The following is an 18,800-nucleotide window of genomic DNA, read 5'->3' on the forward strand; positions in this document are numbered from 1 at the left end:
CGTCCGCCGGGGCCTGCGCGCGCTCAGGCCTTGGCCTCGTAGGTGCCGAAGGACCACAGGTTGCCCTCCGGGTCCTTGGCGGCGTACTCGCGGGAGCCGTAGTCCTGGTCGGTGACGGGCAGCACGATCTCCGCGCCCGCCTCCACGGCGCGGGCGTGGTGCGCGTCCGGGTCCTGCACGGTGACGTAGACGGCGCTGGGGCCAAGGCCGCCCATCACCCCGCTGTTCCTGGCGGTGCCGAGCATGACGATGCCGTCGCCGAACCGCAGCTCGGCGTGGGCGACCGAGCCGTCGTCGGCGTCGTAGACATTCACGGCCTCGAAACCGAACGCCTTGTGCAGGAAGTCCAGTGCGGCGCGCGGGTCGCGGTAGGTCAGTACGGGGTTGAGCGGCATGGTGCCCTCCTTGTGGCTTTCGCGCGTCTTGCCGGTATCTCCTCTCCGACGTTAGACACCGGACCGGTCCGCGTCTTGGACGAATGGGAAGGCCCCCGGCTCGCCCTGGTCGGCGAGAGCGGACAGATGGGCGGTCGGCGCGCGGCCCGCCAGCTCGCGGAAGTCGCGGTTGAGATGCGCCTGGTCGTAGTAGCCGCACACCTCCGCGATCCGCGCCAGGCTGTCGGCCGGACCACCCGATCGGGTGCTGCCGGGCGGACGTGCGGCCGTCGCCTCCAGCATCCGTAGGGCGTTCCGGAACCGGCACACCCGCGCGTAGACCTTCGGGCCCATCCCGATCTGCTCGGTGAAGCGACTGCTCAGATGCCGTCTGCTCCAGCCCGTCGCCCGGGCCAGCTCGCTCACCGCCGTACGGCCGTCGGTCAGGGCCAGCAGCTCGGCGGCGCGGGCCACCTCCGGCGCCATGGCCGGCCCCCGAACCGTCAGCCGGCCCAGCGTCCGGTCCACCAGGTCGAAGCGGGCCGCCCAGGAAGGGGCCTCCGCCAGCCGCTCCGCAAGCCCGGCCAGGGTGCGGGTCACACCGCTGCCGCGCGGCGCGGCTGCCGCCAACTCCTCGAACCGCACCACCTGATTCGCGTACGCACCCGGCGGTATGCCGAAGAGGCCATAGGCGCCGGCCGGGCTGAGCTGGACCTCCAGCCCGTGCTGTGTCCCGGCGTGCTCCGTGGTGACGGGCCTGTCGAACAGCCCGGCGACGAAGCTCTCGTACGGAACGGGCGGTGCTGGCCTACCGGAGCCCACCCGGGGCGTGACGGCGATCCGGTCGCCGAAGCTGAGGATCAGCGTCACCCCGCACCAGGGCAGCTCGGCCCGGCGCAGCGGCGCACCCCGCTGCTCCCGATAGCCCTGATAGGGAGCGGCCACCGCGTACCGGAGCGGCGGTGCGGGCTCCCGCGCCCACATCCGCCAGCCCTCGCCCCCGGCCGTCCACATCTCGGTGTCCACGTCATCACCGTGACAGACACCACTGACACCGGCCCGGCCCGCTCACGCAGGCGGCCCTCTCACGCAGGCGGGCCCTCTGACGCCGGTGGCGCGCTCACGCCGTCGGGGGCCGCCGCTCATACCACCGCTGGTCCGCCTCCAGCTGCGCGGCGAGAGAGACCAGCAGCGGCTCACTGTTGGCGGGACCGAGGAGCTGGGCGCCCAGCGGCAGACCCTCCGGCTCGGTGATCCCGGCGGGCACGTTGATGCCGGGCCAGCCGAGCACGTTCCACGGCCAGGCGTACGGACAGTGGGCGATCATCCTGCGGTCGGTCTGCCAGCCGGAGAGCCGCGCCAGATCGCCGATCCGGGGCGGCGGGGTGGCGGTGGTGGGGGTCAGCACGACGTCGTAACGGCGGAAGATCCGGCCGACGTGGCGGCGCAGCGGCCCCTCGGCGGCCCGCGCGGCGCGCAGCACCGGGCCGCCCAGCAGCCGTCCGGTGCGGGCCGCGGACCGGGTACGCGGGTCCAGCAGTCCGGGGTCGGGGGTGCGGCGCGCCCAGGTGCGGATGCCGGCGGTGGCGCGGGGCACGAACGTCAGCCCTATCGGTCCGTAGTGCGGGTCCGCCTCCTCCACCTCGTGCCCCAGCGCGGTGAGCCGCTCGGCGAGGGCGCGCACGGCGGCGTCCACGCGGGTGTCCAGCCGTTTCGGGGTGGCCGTGAACGCCCAGCGGGTGGACAGCGCGATCCGCAGCCGCCCCGGGTCCCGGCCCACCGCGGCCCGCACGTCCACCGGCGGCGGCCGGTGCAGATCGCCCTCCCGGTTGCCCGCTGCGACGTCCAGCAGCAGCGCCGCGTCCTCGACGGTGCGCGCCAACGGGCCGAAAACCGTTATGCCGTTGAACGCCTCCGGGTCCGGCCAGGTCGAGATCCGCCCGCGCTGCGGCTTGATGCCGACCAGATGCGTCCACGCCGCGGGGATCCGTACAGACCCCGCACCGTCCGAGCCCAGCGCCGCGGGCACCAGACCCGCCGCGACGGCCGCGGCCGCGCCGCCGGAGGAGCCGCCCGGGGTGTGCGCCGCGTTCCAGGGGTTGCGGGTGTCACCGAAGGCACGGCCCTCGGTGAACGGCCACTGACCCAGCTCGGGGCTGTTGGTCTTGCCGACGATGACCGCACCGGCGGCCCGCAGCCTGCGCACCACCTCCGCGTCGGCCGTCTTGAGCGGAAAGACTCCGGCGCAGCCGAACGCGGTCGGCTCGCCGCACACGTCGGTGTCGTCCTTGACCGCCACCGGCACGCCCAGCAGCGGCCCCCGCTCGCCACGGGCCAGCGCCCGGTCCGCGGCGTCCGCCTCGGCCAGTGCCGACTCGGCGCGCAGCAGGCGGAACGCGTTCAGCGTGGGCTGTGTCGCCTCGATCCGGGCCAGCGCCCGCTCGGTCAGCGCCCGTGAGGTCGTCTCACCGGCCATCAGCTCCGCCGCCGCGCGGGCGAGGCCGGGCAGCGGCCGGGCGGCCCCCTCCCCACCCGCACCAGGCTCTTCGGCGGATCCGGTCCTGGTATCGGTCGCCACGGACACCTCGCAGGCGCTCGACGTCGTTCACGGCTCGCGCCTACTGTCCCCGCTCCGGGCCCGAGGGGAAACCCATCAGTAACAAGAAACTGCCGTCGGAGCCGGAAAAGGGCCCACCCTCACAGCGCGTCCCGCGGTTCGTAGGCACCCCACACCTCGCGCAGCGCGTCGCACACCTCGCCCAGCGTGGCGCGGGCGCGCAGCGCCTCCCTCATCGGGTACAGCACGTTCTCGTCCTCCTGCCCGGCCGCTGTGCGCAGCGCGTCCAGCGCGGACCGTACGGCGGCGGCGTCGCGTCCCGCACGCAGCCGCGCCAGCCGCTCCGCCTGGGCCGCCTCCAGACCGGGGTCGACGGTGAGCGGCACATACGGTTTCTCGTCCTGCCCCTCGGTGCGGTAGCGGTTGACGCCGACCACGACGCGTTCGCCGTTCTCGATCTCCTGCGCGACGGCGTAGGCGCTGCGCTCGATCTCGCTCTTCTGGAAGCCCTGTTCGACGGCGGCCACCGCGCCGCCCCGGTCCTCGATACGCCGCATCAGATCGAGCGCCGCCTCCTCCACGTCGTCGGTCAGCGACTCGACGGCGTACGAACCGGCGAACGGGTCCACCGTCGCCGTCACGTCCGTCTCGTGCGCCAGCACCTGCTGGGTACGCAGCGCCAGCCGGGCGGCGGAGTCGGACGGCAGGGCGAGCGCCTCGTCGTAGGAGTTGGTGTGCAGCGACTGCGTACCGCCCAGCACGGCGGCCAGCGCCTGCACCGTGACACGGGCGACGTTCACCTCCGGCTGCTGCGCGGTCAGTTGGACTCCGGCCGTCTGGGTGTGGAAGCGCAGCATCTGCGACTTGGGGTTGCGCGCGCCGAACTCCTCGCGCATCACCCGCGCCCAGATCCGGCGCGCCGCACGGAACTTGGCGACCTCCTCCAGCAGCGTCGTACGGGCCACGAAGAAGAACGACAGCCGGGGCGCGAACGCGTCCACGTCCATGCCCGCCGCGACGGCCGCCCGTACGTACTCGATGCCGTTGGCCAGCGTGAAGGCGATCTCCTGCACGGGCGTCGCCCCCGCTTCGGCCATGTGGTAGCCGGAGATGGAGATGGTGTTCCAGCGCGGCAGCTCGGCGCCGCAGTAGCGGAAGATGTCCGCGGTCAGCCGCAGCGAGGGCTTCGGCGGGAAGATGTAGGTGCCGCGGGCGATGTACTCCTTGAGCACGTCGTTCTGCACAGTGCCGGTCAGCGCCGCTGGCGCCACCTGCTGCTCCTCGGCGACGATCTGATAAAGCAACAGCAGCAGTGCGGCGGGCGCGTTGATGGTCATGGAGGTGGAGACCTCGCCCAGCGGGATGCCGTCGAAGAGCGCCCGCATGTCCTCCACCGAGTCGATCGCCACCCCCACCTTGCCGACCTCGCCCGCGGCCTGTGGGGCGTCGCTGTCGTATCCCATCTGGGTGGGCAGATCGAAGGCGACGGACAGGCCCGTGGTGCCGTGCTCGATCAACTGCCGGTAGCGCGCGTTGGACTCCGCCGCCGTCCCGAAACCCGCGTACTGCCGCACCGTCCACGGCCGCCCGGTGTACATCGTCGGGTAGACGCCCCGCGTGAACGGATAGCCGCCCGGCTCCCCCAGCCGTACGGCGGGATCCCAGTCCGCCAGCGCATCCGGCCCGTAGACCGGCTCCACGGGCAGCCCCGACTCGGACTGCCGGCCGGAATCGGTGGGACGTGTCATCGCAAGTGCCTCCTGAAAAGCCCCGCACCCAGGGGCGCGCGGGCGCTCGGCGGGCGTCGTCCCACCCAGCATCACCCGGGGCGCCACAGGTTCGCGAGGGCGGCGCGCTGGGCAGTGATGGACCCGTACATCCATCGAATCGTCCGGGGGTGGGGATGCTCGGGATGCACAGGAGGGGAGCGGCGGCGCTGCGCGGCCTCGCGGCCTCGGCGGCGGTGCTGCTGTCGGCGGGCGCGCTCGCCGGATGCCAGGTCAAGGATGGTTCCGCCGGTCCGGCTGTCCGCGTCTCCAAGGCGCCGCAGCAGGTACCGCAGAAGCCGCCGTCCCAGCCGTCCACAACGCCCGCACACACCAACGCCGCACCGAAACCGGTGCAGCCCGCACAGCCGCGGCAGAAGCCCGAGGCGGCGCAACCGGTCGCGCAGACCGTACGGATGGCGCGGGGCGCGCGCGGGGCGCACGTACGCGAACTCCAGGCGCGGCTGCGGCAGCTGGGGCTCTTCCACCGGAATCCGACCGGCTACTACGGCCCGGTGACAGCCGGATCGGTCACCGCGTTCCAGAGACAGCGCGGCATGGCCCGCACCGGCAAGGTCACCGACGCGGTGCTGAGCGCCCTGCGCGCCCGCACCCACCAGCCCACCCGAAGCGAGCTGTACCCGCCCACCAGCCGGCCGCCGGCCAAGCCCGATCCGCGCTGTCTGACGGGGCGCGCGCTGTGCGTCAGCAAGGCGAGCCGCACCGCGACATGGATGGTGAACGGGCAGGTGCGGACGGCAATGGATGTGCGGTTCGGGTCGGCGTACACGCCGACCCGGGAAGGCCAGTTCAAGGTCAACTTCAAGAGCCGGCACCACCACTCGACCCTCTACGACACCCCGATGCCGTACGCGATGTTCTTCAGCCGCGGCCAGGCGGTGCACTACTCCGCGGACTTCGCCGCCCGCGGATACGCCGGAGCTTCACACGGATGTGTGAACGTCCGCGACAAGAAGAAGATCGCCAAGGTCTTCGCCCAAATCCGCCCCGGCGACAAGGTCATCGTCTACAAGTGAGCCCCGAAGGGGCGGGGAACTGCATTCTCCCGGAGGACAACCCCCGGGCCCCGGCCGGAAAGAAGGGGACGCGGGCGGGACCGGGGACTGCATCCTCCCGGGGACAACCCCCGGACCCCCGGCCGAAGAGAAGGGGGCGCGGGCGGGACCGGGGGAACGTGTCCCGCCCGCGCCATCGCGCGAACCCAGAGGTACGGGGGGAACCTCGGGCTTACCGCGCCGCCGATGACCAGTCGGCTCACTCTCTTCAGCGCCGTGCCCGGCGAAAGTGTCACACCACCGGTTCAGGGCGCCGGTGTACTGCCGCTCACCGTCGGACTCGGCGCGGGCTCCGCGGGAGCGGAGGGCGCACCGGAGCCACCGGTGGCCGCGCCGCCCGAGTCACCCGGGGGCGGGGGGTCACCGTCACCACCGCCCGAACCGCCGTCTCCCCCGCTACCGCCGCTTCCCCCGCTGTTGCCGCTTCCCTCGCTGCTGCCCCCGCTGGAGCCGCCCGAGTCGCCGCCCTGCCCGCCGCTGGAACCACCGGAGCCGCCGGAACCACCGCCGTCGTGCGTCGCGCAGAACTTCCGCACCACGGCCCGGCCGCCGGCCGCCCGCTCCAGCTTTCTGCGGTCGTCCGCTTCGAGCTTGTTCGTCACGTACGCCTTGCACAGCGCCGAAGCGATGGCGTCCTTCTGGGAATCGTCGAGGTGCTTGTCGGTGTCCGGAAGCTTGCCGTCCGACTTGCCCTTGTCCTTTTCCTTGCCCTTGTCGCCTCCGGCACCGCCGGAGTCGGCGAGGTCACGGGAGCCGTCCTGCCCGGGCCCCTTGTCGCCGTCCTCGGTGGCCCCGCCGTCGCCGTCGGACCGGCCGCGGCCGTCGTGCCGGTCACCCGCGGTGTCCCGGCCCGGTGACTCCTCGGGGTGGCTTCCGCCGTCGTCCGAGCTGCCGTCGCTGCGGCTGGTGCCCGGGGATGCGGTGGCCGCGGGCGAGTCGCCGCTGTGGAAGGGGGTGGGCAGCATGCCCGTACCGGCCGCGACCGCTACGCCGCCGAGCGCGCAGCCCGCGAGGGCGACGGCGAACCCGGCACGCAGCGGCCTGCCCGTCAGCAGATTGCGGGCACGGCTGCGGGCGCGGCCGGGTGCTCCGCCGCCACCGAGCGCGCCGGCCGAGGTGGCGTCGGGGGCGCTGCCGCGCGCCGCGCCGAGCCGGGCGGCACGGAAGGCGTCCAGCGCCGCGGCCTCGCCGGGAAGTTCGACGGGTGTGGTGCCGGGGGCGGTGTGCGGGGGCGCGCTGTAGGTGGCGGACAGTTCGTCCAGCGCGGCGGCGAGCCGGGCGGCCGTACGGCGGTCGGCCTCGCGGAACCAGGCGTGGGAGGGCACGTCGAGACGGCCCTCGGCTCTTCGTCCCGGGCTTTCGGGCTGTGGGGGCCGTCCGTGCTGTCCGGGCCGTGCGGACCGGCCGGCGACGGCGGTCTCCGGGTGGCCCTCCGGCGCGGCGGGGTCGTCCGGCCTGGTGCGGGGTTCCTGCTCCGCGCCCGTACCGGGGTCGTCGCCGTCGCAGGCGTCGACCGGCAGCCCGCGCAGCAATCGCTCCGCAGTCTCTTCATCCAGCCAGCTGTACCGGTCGTCCGCCATCACGTTTCCCTCAGCGTTCGTGTGGCTTTATGCGTCACACCGCGCGCCATGCCGCGTGCCCTGCCCTTGGCCACACCACCGCCCGGCCTGGGCCCGGTGCGCTGCCCTTCGGCCACCGGACCGGCCACGCCGTCGGCCGCACCGCCGGACGGCCCCGGCATCCCCTCCTCCAGGAGTTCCGCGAGCTTGCGCAGTCCGCGGTGTGCTGCCGTCCGTACGGCGCCCGACCGCTTGCCGAGTACCTGTGCGGCGCTCTTGGCGTCCAGTCCGACCACCACCCGCAGCACCACGGCCTCGGCCTGGTCGCGCGGGAGTTGGGATATGAGCGCCATCGTGCTGCTCGTCCCCAGCGCCTCCAGTGCCTCGTCCGCCGTGTCGGCGCCCGCGGGCAGGCTGGTCAGTTCGCTCTCGTCGCCGCCGACGGCCGGGCGGCGCCCGCGCATCCGCAGATGGTCCAGGGCCCGGTTGCGGGCGATACGCGCCGCCCAGCCCCGGAACCGGTCCGCGTCGCCCTTGAAGCGCGGCAGATCACGGGCGATCTGCAACCACGCCTCGGAAGCCACGTCCTCGGCGTCCGCGTCCGGCACCAGCGTGCGGACGTAGCCGAGCAGGCGCGGATGCACGGCGCGGTAGACGGTGCGGAAGGCGGGCTCGTCCCCCTCCTGCGCCGCGCGCACCGCAGCGGTCAGCTCCGCGTCATCCCCCTGCACGCTCGTGTCTCGCCCCACTCCGCGAAGGTGTCTGTGCCACGCGCCACTGCCGGGTCGGCCCTCCGACTGCCAGGTCAGCGTCCCGGCTGCCAGGATCGGTCAACCTGGCGCGGCGCGAGGAGCACGCTAAGGCCAAGTGTGCACGCTCGTCCATGCCGGAGGGAGGGGCGGGGCGACAGTGCGCTGTGCGTGAGGGCGTGGTTGCCCGCCGTCAGCGCTGTGTGCGGGGGTGACAAGGGTGCCGGGACACAGGAGAGGGGCCCGGCGCGAGGCGGGCACATGTGCGCCGGTTGGTGACACATGTTCGGGGTGATGCGGCATCACGGCGTAACACATTGCGCGGCAGTGACGCTGAGGGGAGTACGGGCAAGCCGCTGGCGTAGTGAGCCCGTGTCCGACGGCGACCGGGGTCTCTCCTGTGGGGGGTGGCGACCCCGGTCGTCTTCGGCTTTTCCGGATCCGGCCGTGCGCCATCGATCCTGGTCGGGCGCCCGGTGACCGATACGGCACCGCCGGGGTCGAGCCGGGGTCAGACCACCAGGGGCACCGGATGGATCTCGTCCGCCGGGTGCCCGGCGCGGTCGTGCACACGCTGGACGGCGTCGGCCGAGGGCGCCTCGGAGAGGCAGTAGACGGTCCCCGACTCGGGATCCGCCCACGCCCGCTCGAAGCGCACGCCTTCTTCGCTCTCGATCTCCTGGTCCGCCCGGTGGGCGGCCATGAGCTGGCCTGCCGTGATCCCCTCCATACCGTGATGTACGTCCATGAACCGTGTCATCGTTCGCACTCCTGTGATGGACACTCCTTTCTTCCATGCTCCTCCTGGCACCTGCGGATTGCATGTGGGCACCTACCGGCCCTGCGGCCGGGGGCCGCGGGGGTCCCGGGGCTCGGGTGCCGCGGGCACGGGGTGCGGGGGCGACCGGGGCCCCGGGGGTGCCGGTGTGCGGGTCAGTCCACCTGGTCGGCCAGCTTCACGAAGTCGCTCCAGGAGCGCTCCGGCTGCCGGGGGTCCCACAGCTTCTGGGCCGTCGCGGCGAGCGGCAGCCGGATGCCGCTGGCGACCTGCTCGGTGGTCTGCGCGTCCGCGATGTCGCCCCAGACGGCGAACCGCCCGCCGAGGATGTGCTCGCGCCCGGCCCACTTCGCGGGCACCGGCTCGGTGCCGCGCACCACGGCGGGGTTCCAGTGCTCGTAGATGCGGCGGCCTGTCGGGTACGTGAATCGGTTGGGCTGGCCGAGGACGTAGTACAGGTACTCGTCGTTGAGGTTGACGACCTTCCAGCCTTCCTTCAGATACTCGACGGGCTGCCGCTCGCCCTCCTCCCGGCCGGTCCAGTAGGCGACCTCGCGGGGTTTGTTCGGGTGTACGACGCCGCCGCGGTGCATGCCGTCGTTCCACACCTGCGGCGTCTTGCCGTGTTCGCGGAGCGTCGTGGCGCGGTCGTTGAGCCAGGCGGTCGCCAGATCCTGGACCCTGGCCTGCTCACCGAACTTCTGCCGCGCGGTCTGCGCGAGACCGGGGTAGGTCTGCTCGGGGTTCTGCGTCATCAGCGCCAGATACTCGTCGCCGCCCGCGTGGGCGTATTTGCCCGGGAACAGATCGGCGAACTCGACCAGCAGGTCGTCGACGAGTTTCGCCGCTTCTGGCTTGCTGATGTCGATCGTGCCCTGCGGCGTCCGTCCGGTGACGCTGCGCAGCTGGAGGTCGGGGTGGGCCTTGAGGACGGCGCCGAGGTGGCCGGGTGAGTCGATCTCCGGGATCACGGTGATGTGCCGGGACGCGGCGAGCCGGACGATGTCGCGGATCTGCGCCTTGGTCAGATGCGGGTCGGAGACGATCTCGGGGTGGGTGTCGCTCTCGACGCGGAACGCCTGGTCGTCGGAGAGGTGCAGCTGGAGTTGGTTGAGCTTCAGGTCTCCCATGGCGCGGATCCGGGCCTTGATCCAGTCGGCGCTGAAGTTCTTGCGCGCGATGTCGAGGGAGAAGCCGCGCTGCGGGCGGTCCGGTGCGTCCCGGACCGTGCCCTCGGCGAACCGGCCCTGTGCGCGGTGGGTCTGGAGCAGGGTGCGGGTGCCGTAGAAGACCCCGGCGTCGTCGGCGCCGGTGATGGTGACAGTGCCGTCGCGGCTGACGAGCCGATAGCTCTCCGGCCCGCTGCCCGGCTCGCCGCTCTTGCCGCTCTTGCCGCTCTTGGTGCCTTTGCCGCCCTTGTCGCGCCTGAGTTCGATGTCGCCCGTATGGGCCGGGCCCTTGGCCACGTCCACCTTCAGCTCGTCGGCGAGTAGTTTCGCCTCGTCGCGGAGCGAGTCCGTGCCGGTGACCACGCGGGTGTGCTTCGTACGCTGCCAGCCGGGGCCGCGTACGGCTTTCCATTCGCGTACGGAGGGAACGGCGGCGGGGGTCGGGCCGAGCCGGTCGGGGCCCTTGGGGTGCCGGTCGGCCTTGGACGCGGAGGGCGCGTCGCGGTCGCCGTTCCCGCCGCCCTCGCCGTTGCCGGAGCAGCCGGTCAGGCTAGTGAGGCCCGCCAGACCGGCGGCGAGGGTGAGTGCCAGCACCGCACCGGGGCGGCCGGCTGCCCCGACAGCAGCCCGTCCGGACTTCTTCGACCAGTTTCGTCCCATACGGATACGGTATTTCCCCTTTCCGACCCTTCCCGGTCAGCTATGCACTCCAGCGCGTTCCCTTCCGGGTGAAAAACAGGATTCGTACGGCCGATCTTCCCTGCCCCCGACTACGGTGACGACTCCGGGCCGACATCGGGATCCTTCGGACTTTACGGAGCGCATGAGCCTTCCCACCTCTTCGCACTCGCATACGCGGACACATCTGGATCGGCTCAACTCGGCGGCCGTCGACACGGTCGAGCCTCTTCTGCTGCGCTGCTGCGGCAGCCGCCGCTGGGCGCGCCGGATCGTGGCGCACCGGCCCTATCCCGATGTGGACGCGCTGCTGGCGGCGGCCGACGAGGCGAGCTACGACCTGACATGTGCGGACCTGCGCGAGGCGCTGGTCTGCGAGTCGGCCGCGCACCCGCTGGAGGGGGAGCCGCAGTTGGGCGTACTCGCCGCGCACACCGCCCTGCGGGCGGCCCACGGCGCGTACGAGCGCAAGTTCGGACACGCGTTCCTGTGCTGCCTGGACGGGTTCGCGGTGGAGGAGCGGCTGGATCAGGTGCTGGCGGGGATCCGGTTGCGGTTGGAGAACGATGCGGACGAGGAGTGGGCCGTGACGGCCGAGGAGCTCCGAAGGCTGGCGCGGGGCCGGCTGGGGCGGCTGGCGACCTCCGGTTCGACCGCACAGCCCCCGGCACCTCCCCGGACCACGGCCGGGCGGTGGCCCCGGAGGCGCTGAACGTCCACCGCGGCCCAAAAGTGCTGTGTGGCGGCCCTCACATCGCAGGTAGGCCGTCCGTGCCTGATTGATCACACCTGCATACCCCTGCGCGAACGTGCCGACAGCCCGTCGCTACGATGACCGAGGCCGGTGGACCGTACCCGGCCGGGCCCGCCCGACCTACCGAAGCCGGCAGGCCCCAATATCCGCTCCCGGAGGGTTTATCCGTGCCGGCTGGAACGCTGTACCGCGGCCGGGAAGGAATGTGGTCCTGGGTGGCTCATCGAGTCACCGGCGTCCTCATCTTCTTCTTCCTGTTCGTGCACGTCCTCGACACCGCGCTGGTGCGCGTCTCGCCCGAGGCGTACGACGACACTGTCGCGATCTACAAGACCCCGCTCGTCAACCTGATGGAGTACGGCCTGGTGGCCGCCATCCTGTTCCACGCGCTGAACGGCCTGCGGGTCATCGCCGTGGACTTCTGGTCGAAGGGCGCGAGGTACCAGAAGCAGATGCTGTGGACCGTGATGGGCATCTGGGTCGTCCTCATGGCGGGCGCTTTCTACCCGGTCCTCCAGCACACGCTGCGCGAACTGTTCGGGAGCTGATGCGTGATGTCGACGACCGAGACGACTGAGCAGTCGAAGAACGACGCCGCCGGTGAGCCCACCGACAGTGTCACGCTGTTCGACGTGGACCACCCGGCCCCGGTGATCGAGCCGCCGCGCAAGCGGACCGCGAAGACGCCCAAGGCGTCCCGCGGCAACTTCGAGATGCAGGCATGGCTGTTCATGCGGCTGTCGGGCATCGTGCTGGTGGTGCTCGTCCTGGGCCATCTACTGATCCAGCTGGTACTGGACGGCGGCGTGAGCAAGATCGGCTTCGCGTTCGTCGCGGGCCGCTGGGCCTCGCCGTTCTGGCAGACGTGGGACCTGCTGATGCTGTGGCTGGCGATGCTGCACGGCGCCAACGGGCTGCGCACAGTGATCAACGACTACGCCGAGCGCGACAACACCCGCTTCTGGCTGAAGATGCTGCTGTACACGGCCACCGTCTTCACCGTCCTGCTGGGCACGCTGGTGATCTTCACCTTCGACCCGAACATCCGCTGACGTACCGGGGCTGAAGGCTGAGGTTTTCCCGATGAACAACGTCAAGATCCACAAGTACGACACCGTCATCGTCGGTGCGGGCGGCGCCGGTATGCGCGCGGCCATCGAGGCCACCAAGCGCAGCCGCACCGCGGTGCTGACCAAGCTCTACCCCACCCGCTCCCACACCGGCGCGGCGCAGGGCGGTATGGCCGCCGCCCTCGCCAACGTCGAGGAGGACAACTGGGAGTGGCACACCTTCGACACGATCAAGGGCGGCGACTACCTGGTCGACCAGGACGCCGCCGAGATCCTGGCGAAGGAGGCCATCGACTCCGTCCTCGACCTGGAGAAGATGGGCCTGCCCTTCAACCGCACCCCCGACGGCACCATCGACCAGCGGCGGTTCGGCGGGCACTCGCGCAACCACGGCGAGGCCCCGGTGCGCCGCTCCTGCTACGCGGCGGACCGCACAGGCCACATGATCCTCCAGACGCTGTACCAGAACTGCGTCAAGGAGGGCGTGGAGTTCTTCAACGAGTTCTACGTCCTGGACCTGCTGCTCAACGACGACGAGGGCGTCAAGAAGACCGCCGGCGTCGTCGCCTACGAGCTGGCCACCGGTGACGTACACGTCTTCCAGGCCAAGGCCGTCGTCTTCGCCTCGGGCGGCAACGGCAAGTTCTTCAAGGTGACCTCCAACGCGCACACCCTCACCGGGGACGGCCAGGCGGCCGCCTTCCGGCGCGGACTGCCGCTGGAGGACATGGAGTTCTTCCAGTTCCACCCGACCGGCATCTGGAAGATGGGCATCCTGCTCACGGAGGGCGCCCGCGGTGAGGGCGGCATCCTGCGCAACAAGGACGGCGAGCGCTTCATGGAGAAGTACGCGCCCGTCATGAAGGACCTGGCCTCCCGCGACGTCGTCTCCCGCGCGATCTACACCGAGATCCGCGAGGGCCGCGGCTGCGGTCCCGAGGGTGACCACGTCTTCCTGGACCTCACCCACCTGCCGCCGGAGCAGCTGGACGCCAAGCTGCCGGACATCACCGAGTTCGCCCGCACCTACCTGGGCATCGAGCCGTACACCGACCCGGTGCCGATCCAGCCGACCGCGCACTACGCGATGGGCGGCATCCCCACCAACGTGCGGGGCGAGGTGCTCCAGGACAACAGCACCCCGGTACCGGGCCTGTACGCGGCGGGCGAGGTCGCCTGCGTCTCCGTGCACGGCGCCAACCGGCTGGGCACCAACTCGCTGCTGGACATCAACGTCTTCGGCCGCCGGGCCGGTATCGCCGCTGCCGAGTACTCGGCGACGGCCGACTACGTCGAACTGCCCGAGGAGCCCGCGAAGTTCGTTCTCGACGAGATCGAGAACCTGCGGGACGCCACCGGCAGCGAGCGCGTGGTGGAGATCCGCAAGGCGCTCCAGGAGTGCATGGACAAGAACGTCATGGTCTTCCGTACGGAGCAGACGCTGAAGGAGGCCGTCGAGGAGATCGGCGCCCTGCGCAAGCGCTTCCGTGACATCAGCGTCCAGGACAAGGGCAAGCGCTTCAACACCGACCTGCTGGAGGCCCTCGAGCTGGGCAACCTGCTCGACCTGGCCGAGGTCACGGCGGTCTCCGCGCTCGCCCGCAAGGAGTCGCGCGGCGGCCACTACCGCGAGGACTTCCCCAACCGCGACGACGTCAACTTCATGCGGCACACCATGGCGTACCGCGAGGTGGGCGACGACGGCACCGAGTCGATCCGGCTGGACTACAAGCCGGTCGTGCAGACCCGCTACCAGCCGATGGAGCGTAAGTACTGATGCTGCATCCCCCCGGGGGACACCCCCCGACCCCTCGGCCGACCCGGTCGGCCCGGCCGGACGCGGCGGCACGGTCCGTCGCCTCGCGGCCCGCCCCCATCGGCATTTTCGCTCACCCGCACGGCGCCAGGAGGAACGTGTGAGCACCGCAACGCTGGACAAGAACGACTCCGCGGATTCCGCGGACTCCGCTGCTGCCGCTGCGCATCTGATCACCGTCACGCTGCGGATCCGGCGGTTCAACCCCGAGGTCTCCGACGAGCCGCAGTGGCAGGACTTCACGCTGGAGATCGACCCCAAGGAGCGCGTCCTGGACGCGCTGCACAAGATCAAGTGGGAGCTGGACGGGACGCTGACGTTCCGCCGGTCCTGCGCGCACGGCATCTGTGGTTCGGACGCCATGCGGATCAACGGGCGTAACCGGCTCGCCTGCAAGACGCTGCTGAAGGATATTTCTCCCGAGAAGCCGATCACCGTTGAGCCCATCAAGGGGCTCACGGTGCTGAAGGACCTCGTGGTCGACATGGAGCCGTTCTTCCAGGCCTACCGCGATGTGATGCCGTTCCTCGTCACCTCCGGGAACGAGCCGACGCGTGAGCGGTACCAGTCCGCAGAGGACCGGGAGCGGTTCGACGACACCACCAAGTGCATTCTGTGTGCGGCGTGCACGTCGTCGTGCCCCGTTTTCTGGAACGACGGGCAGTACTTCGGGCCCGCCGCCATTGTGAATGCGCACCGGTTCATCTTCGATTCGCGGGATGAGGCCGGGGAGCAGCGGTTGGAGATTCTGAACGACCGGGATGGGGTTTGGCGGTGCAGGACTACTTTTAATTGCACCGATGCTTGTCCGCGGGGTATTGAGGTGACGAAGGCTATTCAGGAAGTCAAGCGGGCGCTTATCACCCGCCGCTTCTGAGGGCTCCGCCCGCCGTCGCGGCCTCCGTCTGCCGCCGAGCCGCTGTTTTCGGCTGCCGCCGAGTTGGTGCTCCCGGCTGCCGCCGGGCCGCCGTTGGGGGCCTCCGGGTGGGTGGGGGTGGTGGTGGCCTGGGGTGGGTGGGGGTTCGTGGTGGCGTGGGTGGGTGGGGGTTGGGGGCGGCGTGGGTGGGTGGGGGTGGTGGCGGCTCCCCCCCCGCCTGCCGCCGGGACGGCTGCTTGTGGGGGCACGCCCCCTTTGTTTTTCGGCTGACGCCGACAGGTCGTGTCGGGGGGCTCCGCCCCCCAACGGCCCCCCGCTAGGTGGGCTTCGCCCCCCTAGGACCCCCCTTCCGCACACCCTTGAGCCATTGACGTAAGAGCAGCCCGTACGTGAGTTGCTGCCTTTTGTCTGCGGGTGGCGCCCATATCTGGGGTTGGAGCAATGGGCGCTCTCATCCACCCCAGATATGGGCGCCACCCGCAGCGAATAGTCCTGGAGCAGGGGCGGAGGACAAATTGTCCAGACGGAGGCATGGGGTCGGGGGGCTCCTAGGGGGGCGGAGCCCCCGTAGCGGGGGGCAGTTGGGGGGCGGAGCCGCCCCAACGCCCGTCCGGCGAGGACCGGGGGTTTGGGGGCAGAGCCCCCAACACGAGAGGGGGCCCGGGGGTGGGGCCCTCAACCCACCACCTCCCCCACCCACCCCGGGCCCAAGGTTGGGCCCTCAAGCCACCCGGTGAGCCGCGAAGTCGGTGGAGGCGGCGAAGAGGGCGGCGACGTCGGCATCTTCGGCGCCGTACCAGCCATGATCGGCACCCCGCAAAAGGTGAAGCTGGGCGTCAACGCCGACAGCCCGCAACGCAGTTGCGAGGTCTTCGCTGTGGGAGGGGGACACCATGGTGTCCTCCGTACCGTGGGCGAGGAAGAACGGCGGCGCACCGGCGTGAACCCGCGCCAGCGGACTGGCCGCCCGAGCCAGTTCGGGACAAGCAGCCGGAGCGGCACCCAGGAGCAGCGCTTCAGGAGTGCTGGCGGCGTCCGGGGAGAAGCCGCCCCGTGGGGCGGTCAGATCGCTGGGGCCGTACCACACGACGGCTCCGGCCAACGGCGGATCGGCGTGGGTGAGGGCGAGCAGCGCGGCGAGGTGCCCTCCCGCGGACTCGCCCCACACCACGGTGCGGCCGGTGTCGATGCCGAGCTCTCCCGAACGCAGCGTCAGCCACCGCAAGGCGGCGCGGAGATCGTCCAGCGGGGCGGGGAAGTGGGCCTCGCCGCTGAGGCGGTAGTCCACGCAGGCGACCGCGAGCCCCGCGGCGGCGAGCCGGGCGAAGGGGCCGGGGTTCCAGTCACGGGTACGCATCCCCATGTCGTCGCGGCGTCCACGCCGCCAGGCGCCCCCGTGGACGTACAGCACCAGGGAAGCCGGCTCTTCGGGGAGCCACAGGTCCAGTTCGAGGGGCCGGCTGCCCTCGGGGACGGCGTAGGGCACGCCGCGCAGCAGCCGGAGGCCGCCGAGGGACGCCGCGGGCGGGAGTGGGGCCTCGTCCGGATGCGGGGCGGGGAGCAGTCCGAGCAGGGCCGGGTCGGGGCGCTTCACCGGTTCCTCCACTAGTGGTCGGGCAGTTGCCTGACGCTACGCCATGCGATAAGCCCCCCAGCGATATCCCGGCGCCCGCCGGGGGGCCGCCCCTACCGTGCGGGCATGCCGTCACAGCCGCATCCGCTGCGTCAGCGTGCGTTCCGCGTTCTGCTCACCGGTCGTGCGCTGTCGCTGCTGGGCGATGCCGTCGTACCAGCGGCTCTCGCGCTGGCCGTACTGCGCGCCACGGGCTCCGCCTCGGCCCTCGCGCTCGTGCTGGGCTGCGCGATGGTGCCCAAGCTGGTGCTGCTGCCGGTCGGCGGAGTGCTGGCCGACCGCTTACGGGCGCGTACGGTCGCGCTCACCACGGACCTCGTACGGTGCGCCTCGCAGCTGTTCGTCGGGCTCCAACCGCTCGGCGGTGACCCCTCGTTGGCGGTGCTGGCGACCGCGGAGGCGGTGGGCGGCACGGCGTCGGCGACCTGGGGGTTCCGGGGCGCCGGACCGGTCCGGGAACGGGTCCGGGACCGGGGCGGCGTCCGGCGCTGCGGGTGGGTAGTGGGGACGGCCCTCGTGGAGGGTGGCGGTTCCGGGTGCGTATCGTGCGGCTGATGGGACGGATGCGGATTGGACCGACGGCAACGGCGGCCGTCGCACTGGCGCTCGCCGCGGCGGGTTGCGCGGGGGGCGACGGCGGGGGTGGGGGTGGGCCCGCGAAGCCCTCGGGGCAGCATGGGGTTCGCTTCGAGACCGACCAGTCGGTCGGTCTCGCGGATGCGCCGGTCGACATACGGCTCAAGGGGCTCGCGCCGCGCACCAAGGTGAAGATCAGCGCCCGGGCCGAGGACCGCCACGGCGCACGGTGGGCGGCCACGGTGTCGCGTACGGCCGACAGCAAGGGCACCGTCGAGCTGGGCGACAAGGGCAGCGCACGGCTGCTGGAGAGCATGCTGCCGACGGGCGGGCGCACCGCGAAGCTGATCGGCAGCGGCAAGGCGTTCTCGTACCACCCCGGCCCGCCCGGAAAGCAGCGCTCCTACCCGCTGCGGCTCAGCGCGACCGCCCTGACGGGCAAGGACAAGGGCGAGCGGGTCGCCCGCCGCGATCTGGTCCGCGAGTGGCTGACCAAGGGCGCGACGCACCGCAAGCTCACCGTCGCCGAGGACCGGATCGCGGGCGATCTGTACCTGCCGCCGAAGGGCGGCGACAAGAAGGCTCCGGTACTGGTCTTCGGCGGCTCGGAGGGCGGCAACGCCGGTACGTACACCGCGGCGCTGCTCGCCTCGCACGGGCACCCCGCGATGTCGGTGTGCTACTTCCGCTGCGGGGCCGGGTCCGGGCGCCCGAACGGTATCGACGACATCGACCTGGACTACTTCACCCGCGCCGGGCAGCTGCTGCGCAAGCAGGAGGGTGCCGACCCCGAACGGCTGGCCGTCATGGGCAACTCGCGCGGCAGCGAGGCGGCGCAGCTGCTCGGGCAGCGCCGCCCGTCCGTCTTCCGCGACGTCATCGCGTACGCGCCCTCCTCGAACGTCAACGGCCCCTATCCGAGCGGTACCACCGCCTGGACCGACCATGGCAAGCCGGTCCCGACCGGCCCCATCCCGCTCGACCGCGTACGCGGCACGGTGCTCGCCGTGGCCGGCGGCAACGACAAGATGTGGGGCTCGGCGGACTCGGCTGCCGCCATGGCCCGGCGCGGTGCGAAGAAGCTGGTGTATCCGGACGCGGGGCACCATGTGAACTGGTTCCCGCTCGGGCAGCCCGGTCAGGAGGGCGGCCGCAATGGTGCGGTCATCGCCACCGCGAGGGCGGACCAGGCCGCTCGCGGCGACTCCTGGCGGAGGGTCTTGCAGATGCTGGCTCAGTAGGGCGCGCCCGGCACCAGGCGGCTGCGCTTGCCCCTGCGCCCTGGGGGCACCTCCCGGCCGAGGCTGGGGGAGCAGACTGCCCGAGCGCAGCAGGGAGCACGCGCCTGTAAGGGGCGCGGGGAACTGC

General features: G+C 71.8%; 17 protein-coding genes. 8 read left to right on the forward strand and 9 right to left on the reverse strand.

Features of this window, described 5'->3' with window-relative positions:
- Positions 1-23 precede the first annotated feature (23 nt).
- From ACQEU8_RS13875 to ACQEU8_RS13890, 4 genes are all read right to left on the reverse strand, one after another.
- Entirely contained in the window at positions 24-395 is a 372-nt protein-coding gene (locus ACQEU8_RS13875) for a VOC family protein (protein WP_433100376.1), read from the reverse strand.
- Positions 396-446: 51 nt separating this feature from the next.
- Positions 447-1,400: a helix-turn-helix domain-containing protein gene (locus ACQEU8_RS13880; protein ID WP_433100378.1), complete on the reverse strand. Its 954-nt coding sequence runs from the start codon at positions 1,398-1,400 to the stop codon at positions 447-449.
- A gap of 94 nt (positions 1,401-1,494) precedes the next feature.
- On the reverse strand, positions 1,495-2,850 hold the full coding sequence (locus tag ACQEU8_RS13885; RefSeq protein WP_433102375.1) for an amidase: 1,356 nt from the start codon (positions 2,848-2,850) through the stop codon (positions 1,495-1,497).
- Between the two features lie 221 nt (positions 2,851-3,071).
- Positions 3,072-4,679 (reverse strand): acyl-CoA mutase large subunit family protein, encoded by a 1,608-nt coding sequence (locus ACQEU8_RS13890; RefSeq protein ID WP_433100380.1) that lies wholly within the window; start codon positions 4,677-4,679, stop codon positions 3,072-3,074.
- Between the two features lie 164 nt (positions 4,680-4,843).
- On the opposite strand from ACQEU8_RS13890, the gene ACQEU8_RS13895 reads away from it, so the two are divergent.
- Complete coding sequence (locus ACQEU8_RS13895; protein ID WP_433100382.1) at positions 4,844-5,734, forward strand: L,D-transpeptidase family protein; 891 nt, start codon at positions 4,844-4,846, stop codon at positions 5,732-5,734.
- 284 nt (positions 5,735-6,018) lie between these two features.
- On the opposite strand, the gene ACQEU8_RS13900 is transcribed toward ACQEU8_RS13895, so the two are convergent.
- The 4 genes from ACQEU8_RS13900 to ACQEU8_RS13915 form a co-directional block, all read right to left on the reverse strand.
- Positions 6,019-7,353 (reverse strand): hypothetical protein, encoded by a 1,335-nt coding sequence (locus tag ACQEU8_RS13900; protein ID WP_433100384.1) that lies wholly within the window; start codon positions 7,351-7,353, stop codon positions 6,019-6,021.
- Positions 7,353-8,063: an RNA polymerase sigma factor gene (locus ACQEU8_RS13905; protein WP_433102377.1), complete on the reverse strand. Its 711-nt coding sequence runs from the start codon at positions 8,061-8,063 to the stop codon at positions 7,353-7,355. The genes ACQEU8_RS13900 and ACQEU8_RS13905 overlap by 1 nt, the downstream gene beginning before the upstream one ends.
- 529 nt (positions 8,064-8,592) lie before the next feature.
- Positions 8,593-8,841: an SCO4226 family nickel-binding protein gene (locus ACQEU8_RS13910; RefSeq protein WP_433100386.1), complete on the reverse strand. Its 249-nt coding sequence runs from the start codon at positions 8,839-8,841 to the stop codon at positions 8,593-8,595.
- A gap of 173 nt (positions 8,842-9,014) precedes the next feature.
- On the reverse strand, positions 9,015-10,688 hold the full coding sequence (locus ACQEU8_RS13915; RefSeq protein ID WP_433100388.1) for a beta-N-acetylhexosaminidase: 1,674 nt from the start codon (positions 10,686-10,688) through the stop codon (positions 9,015-9,017).
- 163 nt (positions 10,689-10,851) lie between these two features.
- Between ACQEU8_RS13915 and ACQEU8_RS13920 the strand changes: the two genes are divergently transcribed.
- The 5 genes from ACQEU8_RS13920 to ACQEU8_RS13940 all read left to right on the forward strand — a co-directional run bounded on the left by ACQEU8_RS13920 (position 10,852) and on the right by ACQEU8_RS13940 (position 15,223).
- The gene (locus ACQEU8_RS13920; RefSeq protein WP_433100390.1) at positions 10,852-11,418 is read left to right on the forward strand and encodes a 2-oxo-4-hydroxy-4-carboxy-5-ureidoimidazoline decarboxylase; all 567 of its coding nucleotides are present in this window, start codon (positions 10,852-10,854) and stop codon (positions 11,416-11,418) included.
- Between the two features lie 209 nt (positions 11,419-11,627).
- Positions 11,628-12,008: a succinate dehydrogenase, cytochrome b556 subunit gene (gene sdhC, locus ACQEU8_RS13925; RefSeq protein WP_433100392.1), complete on the forward strand. Its 381-nt coding sequence runs from the start codon at positions 11,628-11,630 to the stop codon at positions 12,006-12,008.
- Positions 12,009-12,014: 6 nt separating this feature from the next.
- Positions 12,015-12,512 carry a succinate dehydrogenase hydrophobic membrane anchor subunit gene (locus tag ACQEU8_RS13930; protein WP_433100394.1) on the forward strand — a complete coding sequence of 166 codons (498 nt, stop codon included), beginning with the start codon at positions 12,015-12,017 and terminating at the stop codon, positions 12,510-12,512.
- A gap of 31 nt (positions 12,513-12,543) precedes the next feature.
- Positions 12,544-14,307: a succinate dehydrogenase flavoprotein subunit gene (gene sdhA / locus ACQEU8_RS13935; RefSeq protein WP_433100396.1), complete on the forward strand. Its 1,764-nt coding sequence runs from the start codon at positions 12,544-12,546 to the stop codon at positions 14,305-14,307.
- 139 nt (positions 14,308-14,446) lie between these two features.
- Positions 14,447-15,223, forward strand: coding sequence for a succinate dehydrogenase iron-sulfur subunit (locus ACQEU8_RS13940; RefSeq protein ID WP_433100398.1), 777 nt, complete (start codon positions 14,447-14,449; stop codon positions 15,221-15,223).
- 721 nt (positions 15,224-15,944) lie between these two features.
- Here ACQEU8_RS13940 and ACQEU8_RS13945 read toward each other — a convergent pair.
- Positions 15,945-16,817 carry an alpha/beta hydrolase fold domain-containing protein gene (locus tag ACQEU8_RS13945; RefSeq protein WP_433100400.1) on the reverse strand — a complete coding sequence of 291 codons (873 nt, stop codon included), beginning with the start codon at positions 16,815-16,817 and terminating at the stop codon, positions 15,945-15,947.
- Positions 16,818-16,922: 105 nt separating this feature from the next.
- Here ACQEU8_RS13945 and ACQEU8_RS13950 point away from each other — a divergent pair, with 105 nt between their 5' ends.
- Both ACQEU8_RS13950 and ACQEU8_RS13955 read left to right on the forward strand, forming a co-directional pair.
- Positions 16,923-17,411 carry a hypothetical protein gene (locus tag ACQEU8_RS13950; RefSeq protein WP_433100402.1) on the forward strand — a complete coding sequence of 163 codons (489 nt, stop codon included), beginning with the start codon at positions 16,923-16,925 and terminating at the stop codon, positions 17,409-17,411.
- The gene (locus ACQEU8_RS13955; RefSeq protein WP_433100404.1) at positions 17,411-18,673 is read left to right on the forward strand and encodes an alpha/beta hydrolase family protein; all 1,263 of its coding nucleotides are present in this window, start codon (positions 17,411-17,413) and stop codon (positions 18,671-18,673) included. The genes ACQEU8_RS13950 and ACQEU8_RS13955 overlap by 1 nt, the downstream gene beginning before the upstream one ends.
- Positions 18,674-18,800: the final 127 nt, after the last annotated feature.

Origin of the sequence: Streptomyces sp. CA-250714, assembly GCF_050936705.1 — a bacterium.
GTDB lineage: Bacteria > Actinomycetota > Actinomycetes > Streptomycetales > Streptomycetaceae > Streptomyces.

Excerpts from the sequence above, each read along its gene's own strand:
- ACQEU8_RS13930 (WP_433100394.1), top strand. The coding sequence starts at position 12,015 with ATGTCGACGACCGAGACGACTGAGCAGTCGAAGAACGACGCCGCCGGT.
- ACQEU8_RS13895 (WP_433100382.1), top strand. The coding sequence starts at position 4,844 with ATGCACAGGAGGGGAGCGGCGGCGCTGCGCGGCCTCGCGGCCTCGGCG.
- ACQEU8_RS13920 (WP_433100390.1), top strand. The coding sequence starts at position 10,852 with ATGAGCCTTCCCACCTCTTCGCACTCGCATACGCGGACACATCTGGAT.
- sdhA (WP_433100396.1), top strand. The coding sequence starts at position 12,544 with ATGAACAACGTCAAGATCCACAAGTACGACACCGTCATCGTCGGTGCG.
- ACQEU8_RS13900 (WP_433100384.1), bottom strand. The coding sequence starts at position 7,353 with ATGGCGGACGACCGGTACAGCTGGCTGGATGAAGAGACTGCGGAGCGA.
- ACQEU8_RS13950 (WP_433100402.1), top strand. The coding sequence starts at position 16,923 with ATGCCGTCACAGCCGCATCCGCTGCGTCAGCGTGCGTTCCGCGTTCTG.
- ACQEU8_RS13875 (WP_433100376.1), bottom strand. The coding sequence starts at position 395 with ATGCCGCTCAACCCCGTACTGACCTACCGCGACCCGCGCGCCGCACTG.
- ACQEU8_RS13890 (WP_433100380.1), bottom strand. The coding sequence starts at position 4,679 with ATGACACGTCCCACCGATTCCGGCCGGCAGTCCGAGTCGGGGCTGCCC.
- ACQEU8_RS13885 (WP_433102375.1), bottom strand. The coding sequence starts at position 2,850 with ATGGCCGGTGAGACGACCTCACGGGCGCTGACCGAGCGGGCGCTGGCC.
- ACQEU8_RS13915 (WP_433100388.1), bottom strand. The coding sequence starts at position 10,688 with ATGGGACGAAACTGGTCGAAGAAGTCCGGACGGGCTGCTGTCGGGGCA.
- ACQEU8_RS13955 (WP_433100404.1), top strand. The coding sequence starts at position 17,411 with ATGGGACGGATGCGGATTGGACCGACGGCAACGGCGGCCGTCGCACTG.
- ACQEU8_RS13910 (WP_433100386.1), bottom strand. The coding sequence starts at position 8,841 with ATGACACGGTTCATGGACGTACATCACGGTATGGAGGGGATCACGGCA.